Source organism: Actinomyces bouchesdurhonensis (assembly GCF_900128465.1).
Lineage (GTDB): Bacteria > Actinomycetota > Actinomycetes > Actinomycetales > Actinomycetaceae > Pauljensenia > Pauljensenia bouchesdurhonensis.
In genome coordinates this window covers 279,114-299,556 of record NZ_LT635866.1, presented here as the reverse complement: position 1 = coordinate 299,556, position 20,443 = coordinate 279,114, and the positions used below count along the sequence as shown (strand labels likewise).

General features: G+C 64.8%; 15 protein-coding genes and 3 pseudogenes. 4 read left to right on the top strand and 14 right to left on the bottom strand.

Features of this window, described 5'->3' with window-relative positions; translation table 11 throughout:
- Positions 1–366 precede the first annotated feature (366 nt).
- On the top strand, positions 367–891 hold the full coding sequence (locus BQ7477_RS03785; protein WP_073982862.1) for an NADPH-dependent FMN reductase: 525 nt from the start codon (positions 367–369) through the stop codon (positions 889–891).
- 177 nt (positions 892–1,068) lie between these two features.
- Here BQ7477_RS03785 and BQ7477_RS03780 read toward each other — a convergent pair whose 3' ends face one another.
- A complete protein-coding gene (locus tag BQ7477_RS03780) occupies positions 1,069–2,682 on the bottom strand; it encodes a dolichyl-phosphate-mannose--protein mannosyltransferase (protein ID WP_129582506.1) in 1,614 nt (537 codons plus the stop codon).
- 93 nt (positions 2,683–2,775) lie between these two features.
- Here BQ7477_RS03780 and BQ7477_RS03775 point away from each other — a divergent pair, with 93 nt between their 5' ends.
- The 3 genes and pseudogenes from BQ7477_RS03775 to BQ7477_RS03760 form a co-directional block, all read left to right on the top strand.
- On the top strand, positions 2,776–3,411 hold the full coding sequence (locus tag BQ7477_RS03775) for a response regulator transcription factor (protein WP_073982861.1): 636 nt from the start codon (positions 2,776–2,778) through the stop codon (positions 3,409–3,411).
- A 528-nt stretch (positions 3,412–3,939) separates the two neighbouring features.
- Positions 3,940–4,542: pseudogene (locus tag BQ7477_RS03765) on the top strand (metal ABC transporter solute-binding protein, Zn/Mn family); the annotation flags it as partial.
- Positions 4,542–4,748, top strand: a pseudogene (locus tag BQ7477_RS03760) (ATP-binding cassette domain-containing protein); the annotation flags it as partial. The pseudogenes BQ7477_RS03765 and BQ7477_RS03760, both read left to right, overlap by 1 nt.
- On the opposite strand, the gene BQ7477_RS13220 reads toward BQ7477_RS03760, so the two are convergent.
- From BQ7477_RS13220 to BQ7477_RS03695, 13 genes and pseudogenes are all read right to left on the bottom strand, one after another.
- Entirely contained in the window at positions 4,678–4,926 is a 249-nt protein-coding gene (locus BQ7477_RS13220) for a variant leucine-rich repeat-containing protein (RefSeq protein ID WP_478209452.1), read from the bottom strand. The pseudogene BQ7477_RS03760 and the gene BQ7477_RS13220 sit on opposite strands and share 71 nt — an antisense overlap.
- Positions 4,927–5,579: 653 nt before the next feature.
- Entirely contained in the window at positions 5,580–6,107 is a 528-nt protein-coding gene (locus BQ7477_RS03750; RefSeq protein WP_073982859.1) for a hypothetical protein, read from the bottom strand.
- 154 nt (positions 6,108–6,261) lie between these two features.
- Positions 6,262–7,002, bottom strand: coding sequence for a hypothetical protein (locus BQ7477_RS03745; protein ID WP_073982858.1), 741 nt, complete (start codon positions 7,000–7,002; stop codon positions 6,262–6,264).
- A gap of 27 nt (positions 7,003–7,029) precedes the next feature.
- Positions 7,030–8,820 (bottom strand): Tle-like phospholipase domain-containing protein, encoded by a 1,791-nt coding sequence (locus BQ7477_RS03740; protein WP_073982857.1) that lies wholly within the window; start codon positions 8,818–8,820, stop codon positions 7,030–7,032.
- The gene (locus BQ7477_RS03735; protein ID WP_051267742.1) at positions 8,820–9,107 is read right to left on the bottom strand and encodes a hypothetical protein; all 288 of its coding nucleotides are present in this window, start codon (positions 9,105–9,107) and stop codon (positions 8,820–8,822) included. The genes BQ7477_RS03740 and BQ7477_RS03735 overlap by 1 nt, the downstream gene beginning before the upstream one ends.
- Positions 9,108–9,173: 66 nt before the next feature.
- Positions 9,174–9,470 carry a WXG100 family type VII secretion target gene (locus tag BQ7477_RS03730; RefSeq protein ID WP_009055458.1) on the bottom strand — a complete coding sequence of 99 codons (297 nt, stop codon included), beginning with the start codon at positions 9,468–9,470 and terminating at the stop codon, positions 9,174–9,176.
- Positions 9,471–9,628: 158 nt separating this feature from the next.
- Positions 9,629–14,086, bottom strand: coding sequence for an FtsK/SpoIIIE domain-containing protein (locus tag BQ7477_RS03725; protein ID WP_073982856.1), 4,458 nt, complete (start codon positions 14,084–14,086; stop codon positions 9,629–9,631).
- Positions 14,083–14,853 carry an FHA domain-containing protein gene (locus BQ7477_RS03720; protein ID WP_073983003.1) on the bottom strand — a complete coding sequence of 257 codons (771 nt, stop codon included), beginning with the start codon at positions 14,851–14,853 and terminating at the stop codon, positions 14,083–14,085. Before BQ7477_RS03720 ends, BQ7477_RS03725 begins: the two co-directional genes overlap by 4 nt.
- Positions 14,850–15,968 (bottom strand): serine/threonine-protein kinase, encoded by a 1,119-nt coding sequence (locus BQ7477_RS03715; RefSeq protein ID WP_073982855.1) that lies wholly within the window; start codon positions 15,966–15,968, stop codon positions 14,850–14,852. Before BQ7477_RS03715 ends, BQ7477_RS03720 begins: the two co-directional genes overlap by 4 nt.
- The gene (locus BQ7477_RS03710) at positions 15,968–16,762 is read right to left on the bottom strand and encodes an FHA domain-containing protein (protein ID WP_478209451.1); all 795 of its coding nucleotides are present in this window, start codon (positions 16,760–16,762) and stop codon (positions 15,968–15,970) included. Before BQ7477_RS03710 ends, BQ7477_RS03715 begins: the two co-directional genes overlap by 1 nt.
- 103 nt (positions 16,763–16,865) lie before the next feature.
- Positions 16,866–17,774 carry a PP2C family protein-serine/threonine phosphatase gene (locus BQ7477_RS12295; RefSeq protein ID WP_234968667.1) on the bottom strand — a complete coding sequence of 303 codons (909 nt, stop codon included), beginning with the start codon at positions 17,772–17,774 and terminating at the stop codon, positions 16,866–16,868.
- Positions 17,775–18,052: 278 nt separating this feature from the next.
- Positions 18,053–18,496, bottom strand: a pseudogene (locus tag BQ7477_RS12985) (hypothetical protein); the annotation flags it as partial.
- 1 nt (position 18,497) lies between these two features.
- Positions 18,498–20,443 (bottom strand): transglutaminase-like domain-containing protein (locus tag BQ7477_RS03695; RefSeq protein WP_073982851.1); only part of this gene is annotated, 1,946 nt, incomplete at its 5' end.

Sequence of the window (20,443 nt, the reverse complement as noted above, 5' to 3'; positions counted from 1 at the left end):
AGCACAATGACGGACGACGCAAGCGCACGTCACGGCCAACCCCCATCGGCGGCGCGAGCGCGCCAGCGCCACCGACGCCTCCCCCACCGACCTCGACAATGCCAGGGACCGAGCCGCGACTAACACGTTTTGTCCTATCTCCCTGATGCGGCAAGGACGCCGAGACTGAGGTAGTACCTGCCTCAAGTCCATTCGTTGTTTTCTTCGGCGAGGGCAGCTTCTGCGAGGTGGATGGCGCCGGTGGAGCTGATGCGATCCCAGTATTGCGTGGGACTTGTGTCCTATTAAATAGTTGGTGTGATTGTCTTGAAAAGCTGCGACGACTAGACTAGTTAATGTTTCAATAATATTGTGAAAGGAAATGTCATGGCCTCCGTTGCCGTTGTACTCGGTTCAATCCGCCCTGGTCGTGTCGGCGAACAGGTCGTCCGTTGGATCGAGGAGCAGTCGCTCCAGGTTGAGGGCGTCAACCTTGTCTTCATTGATCTCCGTGACTACAAGCTTCCTCTCTTCGCGGAACAGGTGCCGCCGTCGATGCAGGCCCCGACCCTGCCCGAGGCCGTGCGCCTTCGCACCAGCATCGAGGCTGTCGACGCCGTTGTCTTCGTGACCCCCGAGTACAACCACTCGGTGCCTGCTGCGCTGAAGAACGCGATTGACTACCTGCCCCCGGCCACCTTGAAGGACAAGGCTACGGCCCTGGTTGGTTACTCCTACTACGGCGGCGTTACCCCGCGCGCCCACCTGCGTGAGGTCCTCTCAACCTTCGGCGCTGACGTCCGCGATCAGGAGATTGGAATTAACCTCGGTTCCGACTTCGCCGATGGAGCTTTCGTGCCGTCCGACGAACTCAATGCCCAGCTCCGCGAGCTTCTCGCCTCTCCGGCCTGAGAGGGGTAGTTCGAGGGAGGTGCGGCTTGCGCGCGGCATGTGCGAACCTTGAGAGACCTTCGATGATGGGCGGGTGGCCCGGCAGTAACTGCCGGGCCACACGTTTGGCATCCTCGTGCCTCGTCGGTTTGTGGGGTTACATCCACGGTTGGTGGTCGCGTGTGGGCGCGGGTTTGGCTAGATCCAGGATGATAGCCACATGTGGGCGCGCCAATAGGTGTAGTCGATGACGTCCGCGCGCCACAGTGGCATGAATGAGATCGCGCATCCCAGGATGGCGATGATCAGCGCGGCGGCCATGACTCGTCCCATGATCACTGTCGTTCGTGGAACGGGCGCGGCGAGTGCAGCGGGTGTGTCCGGCGGGGTGCCGTCGGGAGTTACGATTCCGGCGAGGAGGCTTACCATCCATGCGACCGCCAGGGCGACGAACGGTGCGAAAGCTACCGTGTAGAAGGTGAAGATCGTGCGGTGCGCGTATGCGAGCCATGGGACGTATAGGGCGAGGTATCCGGTGAGTATGACTCCCGCACGCCAGTTTCGTACGTAGAGCGTTGCGCAGATGACGATTAGGAGGGCGCCTATGCCCAGCCACCAGAGAATCGGGTTCCCTAGGGCGACGACGTCGGTGGCGCAGTTGCCGGAGGGGCAGCCGGTGATCGAGTCGTCGTTCTTCCAGTAGAAGGAGGTGGGGCGGACTTGGATGAGCCATGTGAGGGGGTTGGATTGGTACCGGTGGGGGGTTTCGAGTCCGTTGTGGAAGGTCCACATGCCCTTGTGATAGATCCACAGGTCGACCAGGGCTCCGCCGAATCCGGATATGCCTGAGCGTCCGTGACCGTATGCCTGTGGGTGCGTGAACCAGCTGAACCAGGAGGCGATGTAGGTCAGGATCGCGGTGGGTACCATGAGGATGAATGCCCACCACACGTCTGCGAGGAGGGCGCCGATGATGGGTGAGGGGTGTCCGGCGCGCCAGCGGCAGGTGATTTCGCGGAGGGCGACGAATAGTCCGAGGCATGCCAGGACGTAGATGCCGGACCACTTGACTGAGCATGCGAGGCCGGAGAGGATGCCGGCGGCCAGCAGCCAGGGGCGGTTACCTGCGTTTGGGCCAATGGCGATGCCTCGCCAGTCGCGTAGGGTCAGGTATCTGCCGAAGGCGCGCCAGCCTGCCCGTGGTGCGCCGATGCGTTCCCAGGAGCGGAGCTTGCGTTCCAGGGTGGGCTGTGACATCTGTTGGTCTTTGACGAAGCAGAGGAAGGCGGCCAGGGAGAACATGGTGAGGAAGCCGTCGAGGATGGACGTGCGGCTCATGACGATCGCCATGCCGTCTGTGGCGAGGAATAGTCCGGCGATGAGCGTGAGCGCGGGGTTGCGGAAGAGGTTGTGTGCGAGGCGGCACAGGAGCAGCACGGTGATGACGCCGCAGATGGCGGTCGTGATGCGCCAGCCGACTGGGTTTGCTTGTCCGAATATCTGCATGCCGAGGGCGATGAGCCACTTGCCGGTGGGTGGGTGGACGGCGTACGAGGCTGTTGCGGAAAGCCCTGACGTGTTGCCGGCGGCGAAGGTTGGGTCGTAGTTTTGGGGCCACGTGCCTTCGTAGCCGAGGGTGAGGAGGGACCACGCGTCCTTGACGTAGTAGGTCTCGTCGAAGATGAGCGTGCGGACGTTGTCCAGGCCGGGCAGTCGGATGAGGGCTGCGATCAGTGTAGCGATTGCGGTGGCCGCCCATCCGGCCNAAGAAGATCCGCGCGGTTGTCGCGACTTGAAAAGCCACCTGACCAGCGGCGTTGGAAAAAGCGTTCCTGGACAATTAGACTGAGAAAAAATACGTCTAAGCCCGGTCAATGAGACCCAGAAGCGCGGGGAGGTACGAAGATGAAAAACAGTGCGCAGATCGTCGTTATTGACGACCACCGCGTCGTCGGCCTCGGCGTCAAGGCCGCATTCGAGAACCGAGGAGTCGACGCCTCAATCAGCTGGGTTCCGACCGCTCGCGAAGCGCGGTGGAAGCGCGGGCAGGTCGCCGTCCTCGACCTGCGCCTCGCCGACGGCTCCGCCCCCGACACGAACATCGCCTACATCAACGGATACGGGGTCCCCGTCGTCGTCTACACCTCCGGCGACGACCCGTACCTGGTGCGACGCGCGATCGCCGGCGGTGCCCTGTCCATCATCCGCAAGTCAGCTCCCCCCGAAGACCTCGTCGAGGCCGTCCTCGCCGCCGCCGACGGCCTCACCTTTCCGACCCCGGATTGGGCCGCCGCGCTCGACGCCGACGAAGACTTCGTCGCCGACCACCTGTCTGACCTCGAGGCGCGAATCCTCACCCACTATGCCTCCGGCGAGAGCTCTGCTTGCGTCGCGCGCACCCTGAGCGTCTCAAAGAACACCGTCAATACCTACATCGCTCGAATCCGCGACAAATACAGGGAAGCGGGACGCCACGCCGATTCCCGCGTCGACCTTTTCCGACGCGCAGCTGAAGACGGCCTCGTTAGTTACTTCGAGTGATGCACCCGCGCACGCTCGGTCCCTACGCGCTGCAGATGCAGCGCCTCATCATCCTGACCTGCGTCCTCGCAGCCATCTTCATCACCATCATCAGCGGACCCCAACTGGTTCCGTTGGGGCTTTCGCGCGCTGAGCTCGCGCAGTGGGTCGTCTACTCGCCGAACCTGATCCTCCCGCTCTGCGCCGGAGCGTGCGCTCTCGCCGCGATGCTCAAAGCGGTGACCACACGCAAGCATACGTACATGTGGACCGATACCGGCTGGTTTATCCTCACGCGCCTCTACCTCGCGTTTTACCTTGCGCTCATCGTCGCGTGCGCGTTCCTGCCAGCCATAAACCTCGGATCCCCGGTGCCCCCGGTGTATTTCCACGCCATCGCTTCCGACACGAACCCGATCCTGGCACTCTACCCACTCGCTGCGATCAGCTGCATCGCCGTCCTGCGCGGACGCTACACGGCCGCCTACCTCAGCGCCATCGCTCCGCTGCAGATCCTCGTCATGATGAGCGCCAACCCCGACAACAAACTANGCGGGCGAGGCACCCGAATCCCGCTTCGCCCCACACGTGTGGACCTCGCCCAAGCGGGCCCGCACCCAGGTCGAAACCCTGGGGGCCGGACTGGCCGCCGCCGCACCCGACGCCGCCGCCTCGATCAACGCGGCCACGGCCTCGTACCTGGAGGACCTCGACGCCCTCGACGCCTGGGCGAGGGAGGCGATCGAAACCGTCCCCGAGACCCAGCGCGTCCTGTTCACCTCCCACGACGCGTTCGGCTACTTCTCGGCCGACTACGGGATCCGCTTCATCGGCGCCGCCCTGTCTGACTTCAACGACCAGCAGGACGCGACCGCGGACCACATCGCCTCGGCCGTGCAGGCCGTGAAGGACTCCGGGGCCGTCGCCATCTTCGCCGAAAACTCCAACAACTCCAAGTCCATCGAGGCGATCGCGCGAGGCGCGGGCGTCACCCCCATCGTCGGGGATGACGCCCTCTACGGCGACTCGCTCGGCCCGGATGGCTCAGAGGGGGCGACCTACGTCGGTTCGATTATCCACAACACGCGCGCGGTGACCCAGGCCTGGGGCGGCACCGTCCCCGCCCTGCCCGAGCGACTGGAGACCCGCTGATGGCGACTCTCGTGTCCTTCCGGGACGCGACACTGGGGTACGGGGGCACCCCGGCGCTGTCCGGCCTGACTCTCGACGTCGTCGGGGGAGGGGCCCTCGCACTCGTCGGCCCCAACGGCGGCGGAAAGACCACGCTCATGCGCGCCGTCGTCGGCACATGCTCGCTCCTGTCTGGGCGCGTGGAGGTGAACGCCGCGCGTATTGGCNGATATGGCGGTCGAGCCAGGCCCGAAGATCCGGGTACAGGGAGGGGTTCTTCGACAGGGTCGCCCACAGGTCCGGCCTCGTGCGGGCGATCTCCGCCTGAACGTCCCACGGGGTTTCCGGGTCGATGGCGTCGGCAATCGTGAACCTGCTGGCGGAGGAGGGCGTCGCTCGCGTCATGTCCGGGTCGTTATCCTCCGGCGCGGTCGCCCCGTCGGCTGGCGACGGGGGTTGCGACTCCTGTGAGGGCGGCTGCGGGGCGGGGGGTTCCGTTGCCTGTTGTGGGGTGGGCGCAGCGTCGGACGCGGAGGTGGCGAGTGGGCCGATTGAGATCGGCTGGTTCACCGGTGCGGCGTCAGTGGATGATGGAAGCGGGCCGATCGAGACGGGGCGGTTGGCCTCTTCGAAGGCGCCCTGCGGGGCGGACGGTTGCATCCCAGCTGGCGCGGAAGGGGGCGTGGACGCCTGGGGTGCCCCGGCCTCGTACATGCGAGCCTGCGCCCCACCCATCGGTGGGTTCGGCGCCATCATGGGCGCGGTCGGCATCCCCGGCGGGCGTTGCGTGGCGGCGTAGGCCTGCTCGACCCACGCCCGGTATGCCTGCGCCTCCGCGGCGTTGGTGGCCGGCACGGTCCTCCACGGCTCGGGGTCGACGGCAGTGAGCGGGTCGGGCAGCAACGCGGGACCGAAGTACGGGTACAGGTACGCCAGGCCGGCTCCCACGAGTACGAGGATCAGGGGGAGTATTTTCGTCGCATCGTCATCTGCGGTGAAGAACCAGATGGCGCCGATGGCGATCAGGCCGACGCCGGCGAGAATCGGAATGTTATGTTTCATTGACGCTTCCATTGTGTCTTACTTTCTTCGCTCGTCACGACGCAGTAGGGATCGCGCAACCGCAGTGCCCTGATGACTCGTCGCTCCAAATTGGCCAGACTTTTTGCTTCGGGTACCAGACCGTTGAGTTGTCTCGCTTGGGGGACGCTCCACGACAGTGATCCGTCGTCTTCGAGAGACAGCATCGCGATCCAGTTGGGGGAGCCAAACTTCCATCTCAGGGTGAAGAAGATCGTGCTCTGGTCGTCGCTTCGCACCTTGAAAATGGTGGGAGACAACCAGTCGAGCGACTCTGTGCCTTCCGGAACGTCGATCGCCGCCCACGCGGCGTCGAGGAGTTCCTGCGCCGACGCCGACCGCGGCGTCACGCGGTGTGAGCGCCCCACGGCGCCTTCGCCCTCACGGTGGCTTTTCCGGAAGATGAGCTGACGGGCCTTCGCCTCGGCTTCCTGTCGCAGCCGGATCCACCCGTAATAGAGGAAACCGAGCGCGACGAGAATGAGGGCAGCTATCGCATATTCCATGAAGTGTTCTCCTATGAATCAGACAATGGTACGAAAGAGTGGTGAGGAGTCAGCAAAGCCGACCTTTGTTTCCTCACAACGTGCGGGACTGGGCGTCGTTATTGTCCGCGCCCGCCGACGACTAGCGTCACAGCGGTCCCCGGCCTCGTGGCTCTCAACTGGAGGATTCCTCAACAGCCGCGTTCTCGGCGTCGGTCACGGTCCCTGCGTCGTCCTGGTCGGTCGAATCCGTGACGAAACGAGACGCCGCGATGAACAGGTCGAAGAGCTCGAGCATGAGGTGCTTGATCATGGCCATCTGCGTCACGAAAGAGACGATCACGATCTGCTTCGTGTCAGGCACGTGCGCCCAATAATCGACGCGCATCCGTTCGAATTGAAGCTTCTCCGCCTCGGCGCGCAAGGCCGCCTCCTCCGGCGTCTCGTCCTCGGGGGCCTCGACGTGGAATGAATCATCCTTCTCGATGAGCACGCGGCGCAGCGCCCGGAAGTTCGCACCCTCAACTTCCACGAACTCGTCGTCGGCGTCCTCGAAGCCCATTCGGAGGATGCTAAACACCTCCTCGCTCTCGGTGCCAATCGCGGGGCTCATGCGCAGCCCCGGCGGCTGATAGACCGTGATGTTCACAGGGAACGGCGCATCCTTTTCCAGCTCCTTGCCGAAGTACATCGCGACGGCGCCGCCTTCCATGGCCTCGGCGCACGCATCGACCACCTGATCGTGCATCTGACGACGCAGCACGGCCGCGTCGTCCGCCGGGCCGACAATGCCCTGGACCATGCGCTCGACGTCCTGCTCCGAGGCCCCCTCATCCGTGATCGCCACGGGGTACCAGGTGCCCGGAAGCGTGAAGATCAGGCGAGGCTCATCGCGGGTGTTGTTATCGCTTGTCATCGTTGATTCTGCTTTCTCGCATGGAGGTCAGATGCCGGTTGGGACGGTGCCCGGAACCCACGTCGGACGCTCGGGCTCCGGTAGGAGGATAGGGGCATCCCACCGCTGCTCCGATTTCTGCGGATGGTCGTACAAAAACCCGTTCTGTTGGTCGTACCTTTCCTTCATAATGCTGAGTCCATGCCCAAAGTCGGTGGATCGGTATCTCAACCAGTCAATCATTTTGCCCTGCACTTCTATTTGTTTTCCATAAGCGTGAGGAACCGAAGAATTTGTTTGTATGTTCGTGAGAAGATCTGTGGTGAAGTGGTAGTTTTCGACGCGGGCACGCGCATCAACGTCGGAGGTGAAGAAACCGTTTTGTATTGCCGACTCTCGAGCGAGCGTCATGCTCGTGTAACTCAATCCCGCAGCATCGAAGGTCGTCGCCCTCGACCCCGTCGCGATCGAACCCGCCGCCGCAAGCTCCCCGCCCAGGGAATGGCCGGCCAGGGAGAAGTTGCCCGCGGTGACGCCGTTGGCCATCAGGCGCTGTTTGACGCTTGTCGCGGCGACAATTGCCTGACGGACTTGCGGCGAAGTGCCCGCTGCCCCCAACACATCGTTGGTCACGTCGCCTTGCGGATCGCCGAAATTGGTTCCCTCGTAGGACAGGACGTAGCGCCCGTTGTCGTCACGGAAGAGCGTCGCGTGGAAGCCGGTTCTCTTGTCTTCGAGGAGCGCCGGATCGATGCCCAGCTTCCGCATCTCCGCGGGCCTCACCTCGTGCCAGCCGGGAGGCTCCTTCCAATCTCCGCGGGGGTGGGGCCTGCCTGCGAGGTCCATCTTGTCCCGGATGAGGCCCTCTTTGCCCGGGCGTGTGTTGATGGTGTCCGTCGTCTCCCCGTTGTCACCGTAACCGACGCCAGACGGCCCATGTTTGCGCTCGGCTTCGTCGAGCTGGGCGTTATGTGCCTGCATGAGAAGCTTTTCACGGCATCCCAGCAGGGCAGTAGCTCCTAATGTTAGAGCCAGATGGAGGAAGGCGCCGAACTTTGAGTGTTGTAGGGCGTTGAGCCCTGAGCCTCCTAGTATGGAAAGAACAACGATTCCGAAGGAGACGACCCCCAGAACGATAATCGTTCCAAGAACTACGCTGGCCGCTTTGACAACTATCTTGAGAGCTTCAACTATCTTGTCTATAAACTCCTTGAGTACTTTTTTCCACTCGCTGAACTCTGCAAGTGCCTTGCCGACATTTGCGATGAACTGATTGATTTTGTCGATCAGATTGTCGTTGGTGCTGGATATCGCCGTGTCGATCTTGGAGATGGTTGCGTTTGCAACAGCATCCACGATCATTTGTTCTTTTTTGATATCCGACGCAGCCCCGGTCATAGCACCGGCAGCACGCTTTTCGTCGGCGCACGCCTGTTTATAGGCGTTTTGCGCATTTGTGACGTTGGTAGAGGGTGCGTGCGAATCTCTCAGTGCCTCAAGCTGACGCTTGGTCTTTTTCACGGACTCCTGGGCGGCGCTGTGCTGTCGCTTGGCGGTCTCTCCTCGGGCCGCCGCTGCGTCGGCTCGCTTGTGGCAGTCGGCGAGCACCGCCTGGTACTCGCGCAGCGCCAGGCCCGTATTCAGGTAGCGACCGTGCGCTGCCTCCAAGTTTTTCTTGGCGTTCTTCACCTGCCCGTACGTTGCTGCGACAGCGAGCGAATTCGAGGTCGTCACAAACTTGCTGAGGCCATCGATCGCGGACTGGATGCTGTTCGCGGAGGTGATCAGCCCCTCGACCTTCGTTTTCAGGGCGGTGGGGTTCCCCGGAAGAGTACTCATTACTTCTTTCTCCTCAGCGCGTTCTCGAGGTCTCTGTCCAGATCCTCGAAGGTTTCGGCGATGGCATCGAAGGTCTTCGCCAGTGCCTCCAGGTGCTCGCGGAAACGCCCCCGGGTGGTGTCCCAGTTATTGCCGAACTCCCTGACCTTTCCCGCGAGTTTGTCGTGGCCGACAACAGAGGCAACGTCCAAGGCGTCGATCCTCGCATCGTCCAACAGCGATGCCGTCGCGCGCAGGGACTTCGACCGGTTACGCAACTCGGTCGTGTCAAGTGACAGGTTCACCATGGCGTTTCCTTTCTGCATCGAGCCTGGGGCGCGGGCGCTCGCCCCGCGCCCCAGGAGACGATGACCTTACTTGCCGATGGACTGCGCCAGCTGTTCGTCGGTCTGCTGAAGTGCCTGAGCGGCCTTGTTCAGGTAATCGGCCATACCGTCGATTCCCTGGATCGTGCGGGTCGCGCCCTGGGTGAACTCCTGGTAGGCGGTGTCGAAGGCGCCCGAGGCACGCGACGTCGTAAAGCCGTTCTGAACCAGCTGCTGGACCAGCGAGCGCAGCTCGTTGAGCTTGGTCTGCAGATCGTTCTGACCGTTGCGCAGACGAGTCGCCGCGGACTGCATCTGGTCGTAGGTGACATTCAGGTTTGCCATTGTGTTCCTCCGTTGAGAATGGGATACCCGGGGTGGGTATCGGGGTCTGGTGTGTTCGGGCCGACGGTTCCCACGTCGGATAGGGTGATTAGCCCGTAACCTCAAACTATCATTCGGTCTTGTCATGGGCGATGGGGACTAGTCCCCATCGGGTCTTGTCATACTCGGGGCACCTGCACTTTCCACTGCTTACCGGACTGGACAAAGTACCCGCGGCCCGGCACAGCCTCGCGTCCAGAGACGCCGGGCACGGCGACGCCGACAGCGTTCTCGCCCTCACCGGGCGAGGGACACAGGACGATCCCGGTTCGCCCGCTGCGCACGCCCGATGCCAGCGAGCCGCCGAACGACCAACCCGACACGTCGGCCTCGGCAACGACCAGATGACCGTTGGCCTTCGACGAGGCGATGGCGTCCTGCAGCTGCTGATCGCACGCGGAGAAGGAGAACTCTCCGATGCCCTCGACGAAGAGAACGACTCCCGGCGTGTTGTCGGGCGCCTCCTCCTCGAACAGGTGAGCGTGCTTCATCAGCATGGACGCGATCTTGTCCGCCCCCTGCGCCGTCTCCGTCCACAGCGGTTCCCTCGCCACCAGGGAGCGGCGTGCGCTTGCGTGCAGCATGACCGCGTTCGGGAATGCGCGGTGGACACTGCGGGCCAGCCATCGGACCGTGTTGGTCCTGCCCGACTGGGCGGGGCCGGTGATGGCGACAGTGCCAGCAGGGCGCAGCGGCATCGGGGAGAGCGAACCGGCCTCGACGCCGATGACCGGGCGTCCATCGACAGTGAGGGCGACCTCGCGCGCCGGTATATCGAGGGGTAGGGAACGGATCGGCGCCGGCCGCGTGCGTTGACGCATGTACCTGGTCCCGGCGAGCGACTCGATTTCCCTGGCCTGCGCGAAGTCTGTGACGTTCGTACCCAGGATCGGCAGCTGCAAGAGGTTCGGGTTGCCCACCTGCATCGCGCGACCGGGCGCGCTCGACGCGCTCAGGACATCGCGTGGAAGATTGAAGTAGAGGTAGGCGTCCTCGTCGGTCAGCCGCAGGACCACTTTTCGTTGGAAAGACGCGGCGATCGAGTTCGGAATGGCCTGCGGTCGATCGGCCGACACCGCGAAGTGAACGCCGACTTCGCGCCCATCTGACAGGACCTGCTGGAAGCGGCTCCAGATCGCCGCGTAGCGCCCAGTGAGCTGGTACGTCTCGGCGAACGCCGCGATCCCGTCGATGAGCACCAGGTAGCGGGGTTCGTCCTTCTGTCCCGACAGCTCGCGGTAGGAGGTCAAGTGGTTGGCGTTGATCGCCTTGTAGGAGACTGAGCGCTCCTCGACGATGTCGCCGAGCATGGTGATGAGCTTCGCGATTCGCTCGTCGTCGTCGCCGACGATGACGTCGCCGACGTTGGGGAGCTTCTTGAGCATGTCGAGGCCGCCGCCCGCGAAGTCGAGGGCGTAGACGTTGACGGGACCGGAGCGAGGCGTGATGCTCGCGGCGATCGCGAGTGAGCGCAGCGCTGTCGTCTTTCCGGAACCCGACGCCCCGTAGTAGGCGATATGTCCGTCCTGATCGGGGCAGAAATACTCGACTTCCTGCGTCTGTTCCTCAGGATCGTCCAAGACTCCGAGCACGATCTTATCGTCGGAGCGTTGGGGCAAATGCGCGAGGTTGTAGGTCTGCGCGAGTTCGGGCAGCCACGGTTTACGAGGCGGGCGAATCTGCGCTTTCTCCGCGGCCGCACGAATCGTGCCAACGACGCGGGAAATGTCAGTGGGGACATCGTCGCGAGGCTTGGGGGGTTCGGGCGTCTTCCACGGTTGAGGCATGCCGAAGCCCAGTGCTTCGATGTCAACCTGCGTGGTCTTGAGACCGTCGGTCGTGCGCGCGCCGGGGTAGGCCGACTGGAATACCGAAATCCTGCCGGGTCCCGTTTTCGCAGCGGCACGACCGGGCGTGTTCTGCGGGAAGTGGGCGGCCATGTGGTCGCCGAGCACGTCCTGGGAATCATCGGTGTCGGCCATGCGCAGGGCGACGCGCAGGTTCGTGTTCGCACGGAGGTTGTCCTTGATGACACCAGCGGGGCGCTGCGTCGCAAGGATAAGGTGGAGGCCGAGGGACCGTCCCCGCTGCGCAACGTCGACGACGCCGTCGATGAACTCCGGCACCTCGTTCACGAGCGCCGCGAACTCGTCGACAACGATGACGAGCGAGGGGGGACAGTCGGGATCCCCAGACTTCTCCAGGGTGACGAGGTCCTTCGCCCGTTTCTCGCTCAGCAGCCGCTCGCGGTAGCGCAGCTCTGCGCGCAGTGAGGTCAGGGCGCGGCGCACCAGGTAGGGCGACAGGTCGGTGACCAGGCCGACGGTGTGCGGCAACTCCGTACACTGCTCGAAGGCGGAACCACCCTTGTAATCGACGAACAGGAAAGTCAACCTGTCAGGCGAGACCGATTGGGCCATGCCGAGGACCCACGCCTGCAAGAACTCGGATTTGCCGGCGCCAGTGGTGCCGCCGACCAGCGCGTGCGGGCCATGTAAGCGCAGGTCCAGCTGCATGGGTTCGCTCGCGCCCTGTCCAACGATCGCGGCCAGAGGAACGGCGGGGATCTTCTTGTGTGGGCGCCCGGGAGCGCGGTCGATGATCGAGTGCGAGGCCCTCCATCGTTCGATGAGCGCGTTGGGATCGTCCGCCAGTTCCTGGCCCGTCAGGTCCACGTAGGAGATCGAGCCGGGCAGGTCCGAGTCGTCGTCGACGGGGACGCCCGCGTCAAAGAGAGGCGAGAGTGCCCTGCCCAGGCAAGACAACTCCTCGTCGGACACGCGGTCCACGGACACGTCCTGGAGCGCGCGCGAGGCCCGGACATCGCCGATGGACGCCTGAGCGCCATTGAAGGCGATGAACGAGCGGCACGCCGCCGGCAACTCGGCGAATGTCGGGGCGATCCACACGACATAGATTCCCCTGTCGGGGCCGAGCTCAGCAATGCGGTTCAGACGCGCTCGATCCACCAGCACGTCGTCGACGAAGACGACCACCGCGGGAATCGGATTCGGATACTCCTTGGTTGAATCCTCGCCCGAGGCCTCCTCCTTCGGTGCGGAAGAAACGTCGGGGCCTCGGTCGCAGACCTCGCTGGGATCTCCCTTACTGCGTGCTTCGAGGAGTCCCTCAAGCTGCGAGAGCACAACCTTGCCCGAGGCGGAATCGGAGGCCAGGTGGATGCCGGAGCCGAAGGGGGAGTGCGGGGAGGAGGAATGGGGAAGCCACTTCATCCACTCCCAGCCATCCACCCGTTCAGCGGAGGTCAGGCACGTAACGATGACCTCTGCGGGGGAGTATTGCGCCGCCAACTGCGCCGCAATCGCGCCGCGCGCCTGCCTGAGAATATCAGCCGGGCCGCACAGGCCCAAGCCGCCGGAGGCCCGAAGATCCGCAACGAGGGGGACGTGTGCGACCCGGGAATACTCGTCAGCGAGCGCACGCACCCTGGCGATGGCCTCCGGAAGCCCAGAGCGCTGATCCGCCCCTTCGATGGTGACCCTCGCGATGTCCGTGCCCTGACCGAGCCGAAACTTGAGGAACTCCGGGTGTTCCGGCCGTCGCATCCACAACGAACCGTCGCGACGCAGGGCCCCCGCGATGACCTGGTCGATCGGAGGGTACTGCGCGTGGCGTGATTCCACGTCCTCGCGTCGGCTCTCCTCCAGGTCCTGGTGCGTGATGCGCAGGGCATCCTCGAAGCGTCCCATGGCCTCGGCGAACTCGGTTTTCGCCTGTCTGCGCTGGTCCCACCACGAGCCGAGCATGATGACCGGGCTGAGGACGACGAACAACAGGCTCGTCAGCTGTCGGGTCATGAGGAACATGCTCACGCCCATAATCAGCGGCGCGATGAGGCCGATGATCGGGAAACGCGACGGCTTGGGGCGCGTTGGCGCTTCGGGGAGCTTGACGGTTCGAGCGCTCGTGTGAGGGATGACCTGGGGCGACCTGATGAACCCGATGTCGGTAGATTCCCCCGTCGACTCGGGCATCTTCGTCTGAACCAGCTGGATTTGCGTGTCCCCGAGGAGAATCACGTCTCCGGGGGTCACCGTGGCATGCTGAACGCGATGGTTGCCGACGAGAACGCCGTTAGCGGAATTAAGGTCATGAATCTCGATACAGGAGCCGACGGTAATACGAGCGTGAGTCTTTGACACTCGACGATCGTTGAGCATCACCGTACAGGAGGGCGCGCGGCCCACGGTGGTGCCGCCGAAGTACAAGGGCACGCACATGCCCCTGTCGTTGCCATCCACGACGCGCAGCTCGCCGGCGACGCCGCCCGCTGTGATCGCGTCCTTCGTCGACACGATGTCGACGAGAGACCCCGATTGAAGTCCCGTCTCGGTGACAAAAGCAGACGAGGGGAGAACCGAAGCGATGCGCCCGTCCGCAGGATCCAGAACACGAAGGGTCAGAGAATCCGGAGAAGCGAGCGTTCCCGCGCTCTTAGACGGACCCGAGGACGCGAGGGCAGCCGCGACATCGCCGACAGTCGCAGTCGAGTCGGTGGTGACCAGCAGGTCGTTGTCACTGTGCCCGCGCCCGCGCAGCGTCAGTTTGATTTTCATCTCCGGTCCTTCCCGGTGGGCGCTTGAGGGGCGCGGTTACGTTGTTTCTCCTCGTCGAGAAGATGCAGGTCGGCGCTGGAGACCAGCCGCGCGGCGACCGCGTATTCGACCAGTCGGACGCGCCGGTGTGTCGCCAAGGACCCGGGCCGGCCTCGCATGCCGGGAACACCCATCCGATCGAGCTTGTCGGCGACGTTGTCGAGTTTTCGGTTGAAACGGGTGATCGGCCACCCCAGCCTGGCCGCCGCCTCGACGTTACGCGGAATGTCGGTGGGACCCGACCCGGCCTGCGTCAGCCAGGGCTCGCACAGCGCCAGAATCAGCAGGTATTGTGACGGCGTGAAACGTGCTTCCCCGACGGTGACTTCGCCGGAGTCGACGGCCGGGGCGCTGTAGCTGCGGAACGTCGTCCCCTTCACGGTGATGGAGAACTCGTAGGTCGTGGGTCCGGCCGCGAACACGACGACGACCGAGTCGAACACAAGCGGGATACGGGCCCCGGGGCCGACCCGCGCCTGCATGGACCCGGATTCGTCGGCGACGGTGACCGCGATGCGCGACCCGACGTTATCCAGCCACCACATTCCGTCGTGACAGCTGATGCGCACGAGGCGCCGATGCAGGAACGGATTGTCGTCGATACACAGGTCGGCTTCGCGTCCGATCAGGAATTCCTGATCCGCGCGGATCGGGTAGATCTCGCCGCAGTAGTCGACAACCGCCGACTCCTCCACGATCGCCTCGTGCTCGTTGCCCGCGGCGCTCATGGTGTCTCCACGCATTCAATGGCCTCGTTGGACGAGCGCCCGTCCGAGTTGCGCACGGCGACGGACNCCGCGGCTGGCGCGGGTGCGCTCGCGGGCGCCGGGGCGGGGTCCACCTTCGTCAAGACGGTGACGGTTCGGTCGTCCTCGTCCGCGATGGACGAGGCCGGGGTCGGGGCATGCGAGGAGAAAACTGCGATCGGCGCGGCGCTGGTTTCATCCCCCTCGTCGTCCTCGTAGGTGGCGGTGGGCCCCTCCACGCCCATGGCCTCGAAGGGAGTGGGGGTCAGGCGCAGCGAGGACTGGACGTGCTGCAGGGCGAGGGCGAATTCGCGCGCCGACTGGTAGCGCCGCTTGTGGTCTTTCGACATGGCGATCGCGAGGATACGCTCAAGTTCCGCGGGCACATCGCTTCGACCGATGGCGGGAACAGGGGAGCGCAGCACCCGGTTGAGCACGGAGAGTTCGCGGTTGTCTCCTCCGGGAACCTCGAAGGGCGAGTGACCCGTCAGGATGCCATGCACGGTGGCAGCCAGAGAATAGACGTCGATCGTGGGCCCGAAGGGGCCTGTCCCGTCCTGCTGTTCGGGGGGCGCCCACGCGACGGAGAACCCGCCGGCTGTTTCCTCGTCCGTTCCTGTCTGCGCGGCGATGCCGAAGTCAGTGAGGACGGGGTGCCCGAACTGTGTGAACAGGATATTCATGGGCTTCACGTCGCGGTGAATGATCCCGCGCTGGTGAAGCGTCTCGACCGCTCCGGCGATGCGCACGCCGATGTCGAGCGCTTGCGACACGGGGATCCGGTGCTCTTTGGAGCGCTGGCCCAGGTGCGGGGGAGGACAGTATTCCATGACCAGGTAGTGGCGGCCGTCGTCCGTGATTCCCGCCGTGTAAAAGGACACGATGGACGGGTGGTTGGAGACGCGGGCCATCAGGTTGACTTCCGCGTCGAAGGCGGCCGAGGCCTGGGCATTGGAGTCCGGTCGCAGGACCTTGACTGCCACGTCACGCTGGGGCATCAGCTGGCGGAACAGGTAGACGTCGGCGAAGCCGCCCGAACCGAGGTGCCGGACGAACGTCGCGTTGGGAATCGCTGGGGGGTCAAGTGGCCGTCGCATTACTCCTCCATCCGGAACGAGATCTCTTCACCCAGTTCGACGACGTCTCCCGGTTTGAGCACCGTGGGAACGTTCTCGTCCAGGCGCACGGGGGCCTGCCCGGGGCGCGTCAGGTACGTTCCGTTATTGGAGCCCAGGTCGTGCAGGCGCACGTCCCAGTCGTCGATCCGTAGCTCGCAGTGGCTGCGTGAAATCTGCTTGCGGGGGCTTGGGACGATGACCAGGCGCGCGGGTTGCCGGTCAGCCCCTGCACTCGATCGCGGGCGGCGCCCGATGATGATGTCCTGGTCCAGTGCCACTTCTTCCCCTGTTGACAAGATGATCCGGCCCAGGCTGGGGCGCGGGACGGTCACGGCGGTGCTGCCCAGCGGCGATGAGCAGATTCGGCACGACGAGGCATGGGTTGCGTTCGGGTGTCCTTGTTCGCACAAGACGGCCANGCCGGCGGACCCGACCTCGCCGCCCGTGCCCGACGCGAGCGTGGACACGGGCAGACCCACGCTGAGCGCCTGCCACGGCGTTTCTTCTGGCGCGAGGCCGTCCACCGGCGTGGCGATCCGCCACCCCGAGTGCGTGCGGAAACGATACTCGGACCACGTGATGACGTTACCTCCGGCCACGGACGTCGGCCCCTCGGGTCCATCAACGACGACCTCAAAAGCGCCGCGCACCGCGATATGTGCGCCACCGGCCTCGTCAATGATTGCAACAAAACTGGGCAGCGACGCCAGGTTGGCGGCAAACGCGGACGTCAGTTCCTGCAACAGGACAGACAGGTCTGCGCCATCCAACATGAGTTCCCAGAATCGCTGGGCGAGCGCCTCATGACCCGGCTCAAGGACGAAAATCCCGCGCTCGGTCACAGCGGCAGGGTAGCCGCCGGGCGTCCACGTGCGTCTACGCATGGTATTCCTCCACTCCGCTTACGTGCGGCCCCTCCTGCGCCGACACCGCTGTCAGGCCAGCATGAGTCGGGCCGCTGAGCGTCGCGTCGTTATCGACCGTCTCATCGCCGCTGCTCGGCTGCCCCCACTCGGGCGCGGCCTCCACAACATCCACGATGATGACGGTGACGTTGTCTTTACCTCCGGCGCCCAGCGCCTGCGCGATGAGCTCGTCGGTCGCCTGCTCGCGATCCGTCACGTGTCGCACGATCATCTCGATGAGCGCGTCCGTCACCTCCCCCGACAGCCCGTCGGAGCAGATCACCCACCGGTCGCCGCAGTGGACGGGAACCATGAAAATGTCCGCGGCGACATCGCCGGACATTCCTGCCCCCAACGCGCGTGTGATGACGTTGCGCCGGGGAAGCGCCCGGGCCTCGACGTCGGTGACGCACCCCGCGTCAATGAGTTCTTGCACCTCGGAGTGATCCACGGAGATCTGCTCGAAGCTGCCCTCGGAGAGCAAATAGGTACGGGAATCACCGATGTTGAACACGGCCGCACAGGGCTTGCCGCGGTACTCCTGGAAGGCAACACCCGTCAGCGTCGATCCCGGGGCCCGGTGTCCGGTGCCCAGCGCGCACACCGAGGCCGCGGCGCGGGAAACCGCCTCCGACAGCAGGGTTGGCGTCGCGAACTCGCCGAGTTCCAACGAGCCACACACAGCATCGACCACGGCCCTCGACGCGACGTCACCCGCGTCGTTGCCGCCCATCCCATCCGCAACGAAGTAGGCGGGGAAGGACGCGCCCCACGAGTCTTCGTTGCGGACGCGCCGACGCCCCACGTCCGTGCGGGCCGCGTGCGCAATGACGAGCCGTGCGCCCCCCGGGCCGACCGCCTCGGCGATTGCGCTATCCATCGATGACCACGCTCCGCTGCCCGTAGCGGACGGTGTCTCCGGCTCGCGCGTNGCGGCACAGCCGGCGGCGCGGACAACGGCATGGACGGCGGTGCGGACGGCGCAAACGGAACAGACGGCACGGATGGCACAGGAGGAAGGAAGGCGGCGGCCGAGGCCGTCGCGTTCCACGGATAGACCACCGGCTGCAGTGGCGCCTGGGACTGAGGGATGACGGGGGTCTTGTACGTGTCGCGTCCGGCATTCGTGTTAATCGGGACGATGCCCAGCGCGCGGTCGAACCACGTCCGATTCATGTGATCCATGCTGGCGAAGCAGATGATGATGGAACCGACACCGAAGGTCAGCGTACCGATGAAGGCCTGCAGGAGGAGCTTTCCCGGGCCCGCCCACCCCGCGGGAGCACCCGTGTCAACGCGCACCCAGCGCACGCCGGTCAGGCTCATGAGAGGAGTCGCGCCCGTATGTACGAGCCTGATGACCAAAAAGACAATCCACGCGAAGGACAGCACACCACTGACAACGTTCACAGTGTTGAAGTCGTCCATCGGCATCCTGCGCACGTATAGCAAGTAGGAGGAGACGAAGGATACAACCACCATGAGCATGGTGCAGATGACGGTGGCGATGACACGCCACGCCAGTCGGAGCCCAATGCTGACCGCGACCGTCCCCGCCAGGTGCGGAGGAACCTGAACGGGATACTTGCCCGGAACGATCATTTCATACATTGTCCGTACCTTTCAGGGGTGTGGCCTCGTCGGTGGCCGCCGGTGTCGTCTTCTTCTGGCGCCGCTGGGCGAGCAGCTCCGTGAGGCGCTCGAGGCGCACGCGCAGGGGAACCCGGCGCATCCACAGCGACCTCACCGACAGGTGCGCCCAGTAGCGCCGATACCAGGGCGTCTTTCCCGAAATCGCGGCCACGACCTCGTCCCTGATCTCCCAGGAACGCTCCGGTGCGCGCCCCCGGGCGCCCGCGTCGGAGAACACGACCGCGTCCATCGAACGGGCCATGAATACCAGGGCGGTGCACTGCTCGTCCCACCGGTGAAAGCCGGTGTCGTCGGGAATGTCGGCGCGGCGGTCGATCAGCCTCGCGTCGATGGCGCGCGCCTGCGTGAGCCGGGTCGCCCGAAGTGGGACGCGCAGGCCCGTGTCCGTCGCGTAGTCGACCACGTCGTCCCACGCGCCCGCGCTGCGTTCCTCGTCAGTGCCGACCGTGCGCCTGCGTCGCCGACGCAGCGCCTTGAACAGGAGCAGACCCCAGATCGGGGAGAGCACCAGGACGCCCACGGCGCTCCAGCCCAGGATCGCGAGGAGAACACGGATCCATGCGGGCCAGCCGTCTTCGTCGTCGTCCGAATCGTCGAAGGTGTCCGGAGGCAGTTCCGCGGGGTCCTGCGGCGGGTCTGGCGGCTGGAGCACCTGCGGCTTCGGGTCGGGCTTCGGCTTGGGGACCTCCGTCTGGGGGACGTGGTCGCGCGGGGGCGTCGGGTCGAAAGGCACCCAGCCCGCGCCCTCGAAGGGGACCTCGACCCACAGGTGCGTGTCCTTGCCGGTCAGCGTCACCTGTCCCGAGGCCGGGGTCTCCGGGTGGAAACCCATGACGATCCGGGCGGGGATCTGTCGCGACCGCAACATGAGGAGCATCGCGACCGCGTACTGGTCGTCATCGCCGATGAGCTGATCGGCGCTCAGGAAATCCTCGATGCGCGACGTGCGGTGGCCCGGCAAAGACAGCTGATCGGAGCCGTCGGAGTAGAAGCCCTGATCGTGGAGCGCGCGCTGGATGGCGCGGACCTGGGCGATGCCAGGCGCGGCGTCCCCGATCATCTCGTTGGCCGCGTCGGACACGTCGGAGGGAACACCCTCATCGGAGGGAGGCGTCATTGATGAGAAGGCGCGGCCTTCGAGTTCCTCGTCGCTCCACTGATGGGTCACGATGCCGCTCACACGGTAGGTGTCCCCCTGCGCGAGGCGCACAGTGGACAGCGCCGTCTCCAGGTGGTCGTCGAAGTAGAGCGCGTCCGCGAGCTGCCCCGCGCGATCGGACGTGTACTCCAGCGACCGGACGCCGTCGACCGTGGGCACCCAGTTCCCCGAATAGCCGTCGATGCGCACGGTCACGTTCGAGGCCTCGGCGCCGGCGGGCAACGGCGTCTCGTAGAACGAGGAGCCAACGTGGCGGAAACCCGACCCGTTAGCGTTCGCGGCGATCTGGATGACGGTCCCGTCGTAGTAGTCCAGGGTCGCCAGGCGGAGCCTGCCGCCCTCGGGCAGCCCGTCCACCGTCAGCAGATCGGTGTCCTTATCGGTCGTGTTGAGGAAGCGGAACTGGGTGGCAGGGGAGTGATACTCCTGGAGGTTGAGCGGCGGCTCGACGTAGTCGCGTGCGACCACTCGGTGCGAATCCGTGACGACGATGCGCGTGAGGGGAACGGCGATCGCGAGGGCCAGGATGATCAGCGTGACCGCGCCGATGCCTCGGCGGGCCGTGGGCGTGACCGTGGAATCGTTGAACTCGACGATCCCACGGCTGCCTTCGCGGCGGGCGCGACCGGTGACGTACGCGGACCAGACGATGCCCACGACCACGCTGAACAGGCCGATCGGCAGGGCGAAGGGCGCCAGCTGAGAACTCCAGATGATGCCCAGGAGCGCCAGGAGCC

Bases quoted from the DNA above. Each gene is read 5' to 3' on its own strand.
- BQ7477_RS03785 (WP_073982862.1), top strand. From the start codon at position 367: ATGGCCTCCGTTGCCGTTGTACTCGGTTCAATCCGCCCTGGTCGTGTC.
- BQ7477_RS03775 (WP_073982861.1), top strand. From the start codon at position 2,776: ATGAAAAACAGTGCGCAGATCGTCGTTATTGACGACCACCGCGTCGTC.
- BQ7477_RS03750 (WP_073982859.1), bottom strand. From the start codon at position 6,107: ATGGAATATGCGATAGCTGCCCTCATTCTCGTCGCGCTCGGTTTCCTC.
- BQ7477_RS03745 (WP_073982858.1), bottom strand. From the start codon at position 7,002: ATGACAAGCGATAACAACACCCGCGATGAGCCTCGCCTGATCTTCACG.
- BQ7477_RS03740 (WP_073982857.1), bottom strand. From the start codon at position 8,820: ATGAGTACTCTTCCGGGGAACCCCACCGCCCTGAAAACGAAGGTCGAG.
- BQ7477_RS03735 (WP_051267742.1), bottom strand. From the start codon at position 9,107: ATGGTGAACCTGTCACTTGACACGACCGAGTTGCGTAACCGGTCGAAG.
- BQ7477_RS03730 (WP_009055458.1), bottom strand. From the start codon at position 9,470: ATGGCAAACCTGAATGTCACCTACGACCAGATGCAGTCCGCGGCGACT.
- BQ7477_RS03725 (WP_073982856.1), bottom strand. From the start codon at position 14,086: ATGAAAATCAAACTGACGCTGCGCGGGCGCGGGCACAGTGACAACGAC.
- BQ7477_RS03720 (WP_073983003.1), bottom strand. From the start codon at position 14,853: ATGAGCGCCGCGGGCAACGAGCACGAGGCGATCGTGGAGGAGTCGGCG.
- BQ7477_RS12295 (WP_234968667.1), bottom strand. From the start codon at position 17,774: ATGGATAGCGCAATCGCCGAGGCGGTCGGCCCGGGGGGCGCACGGCTC.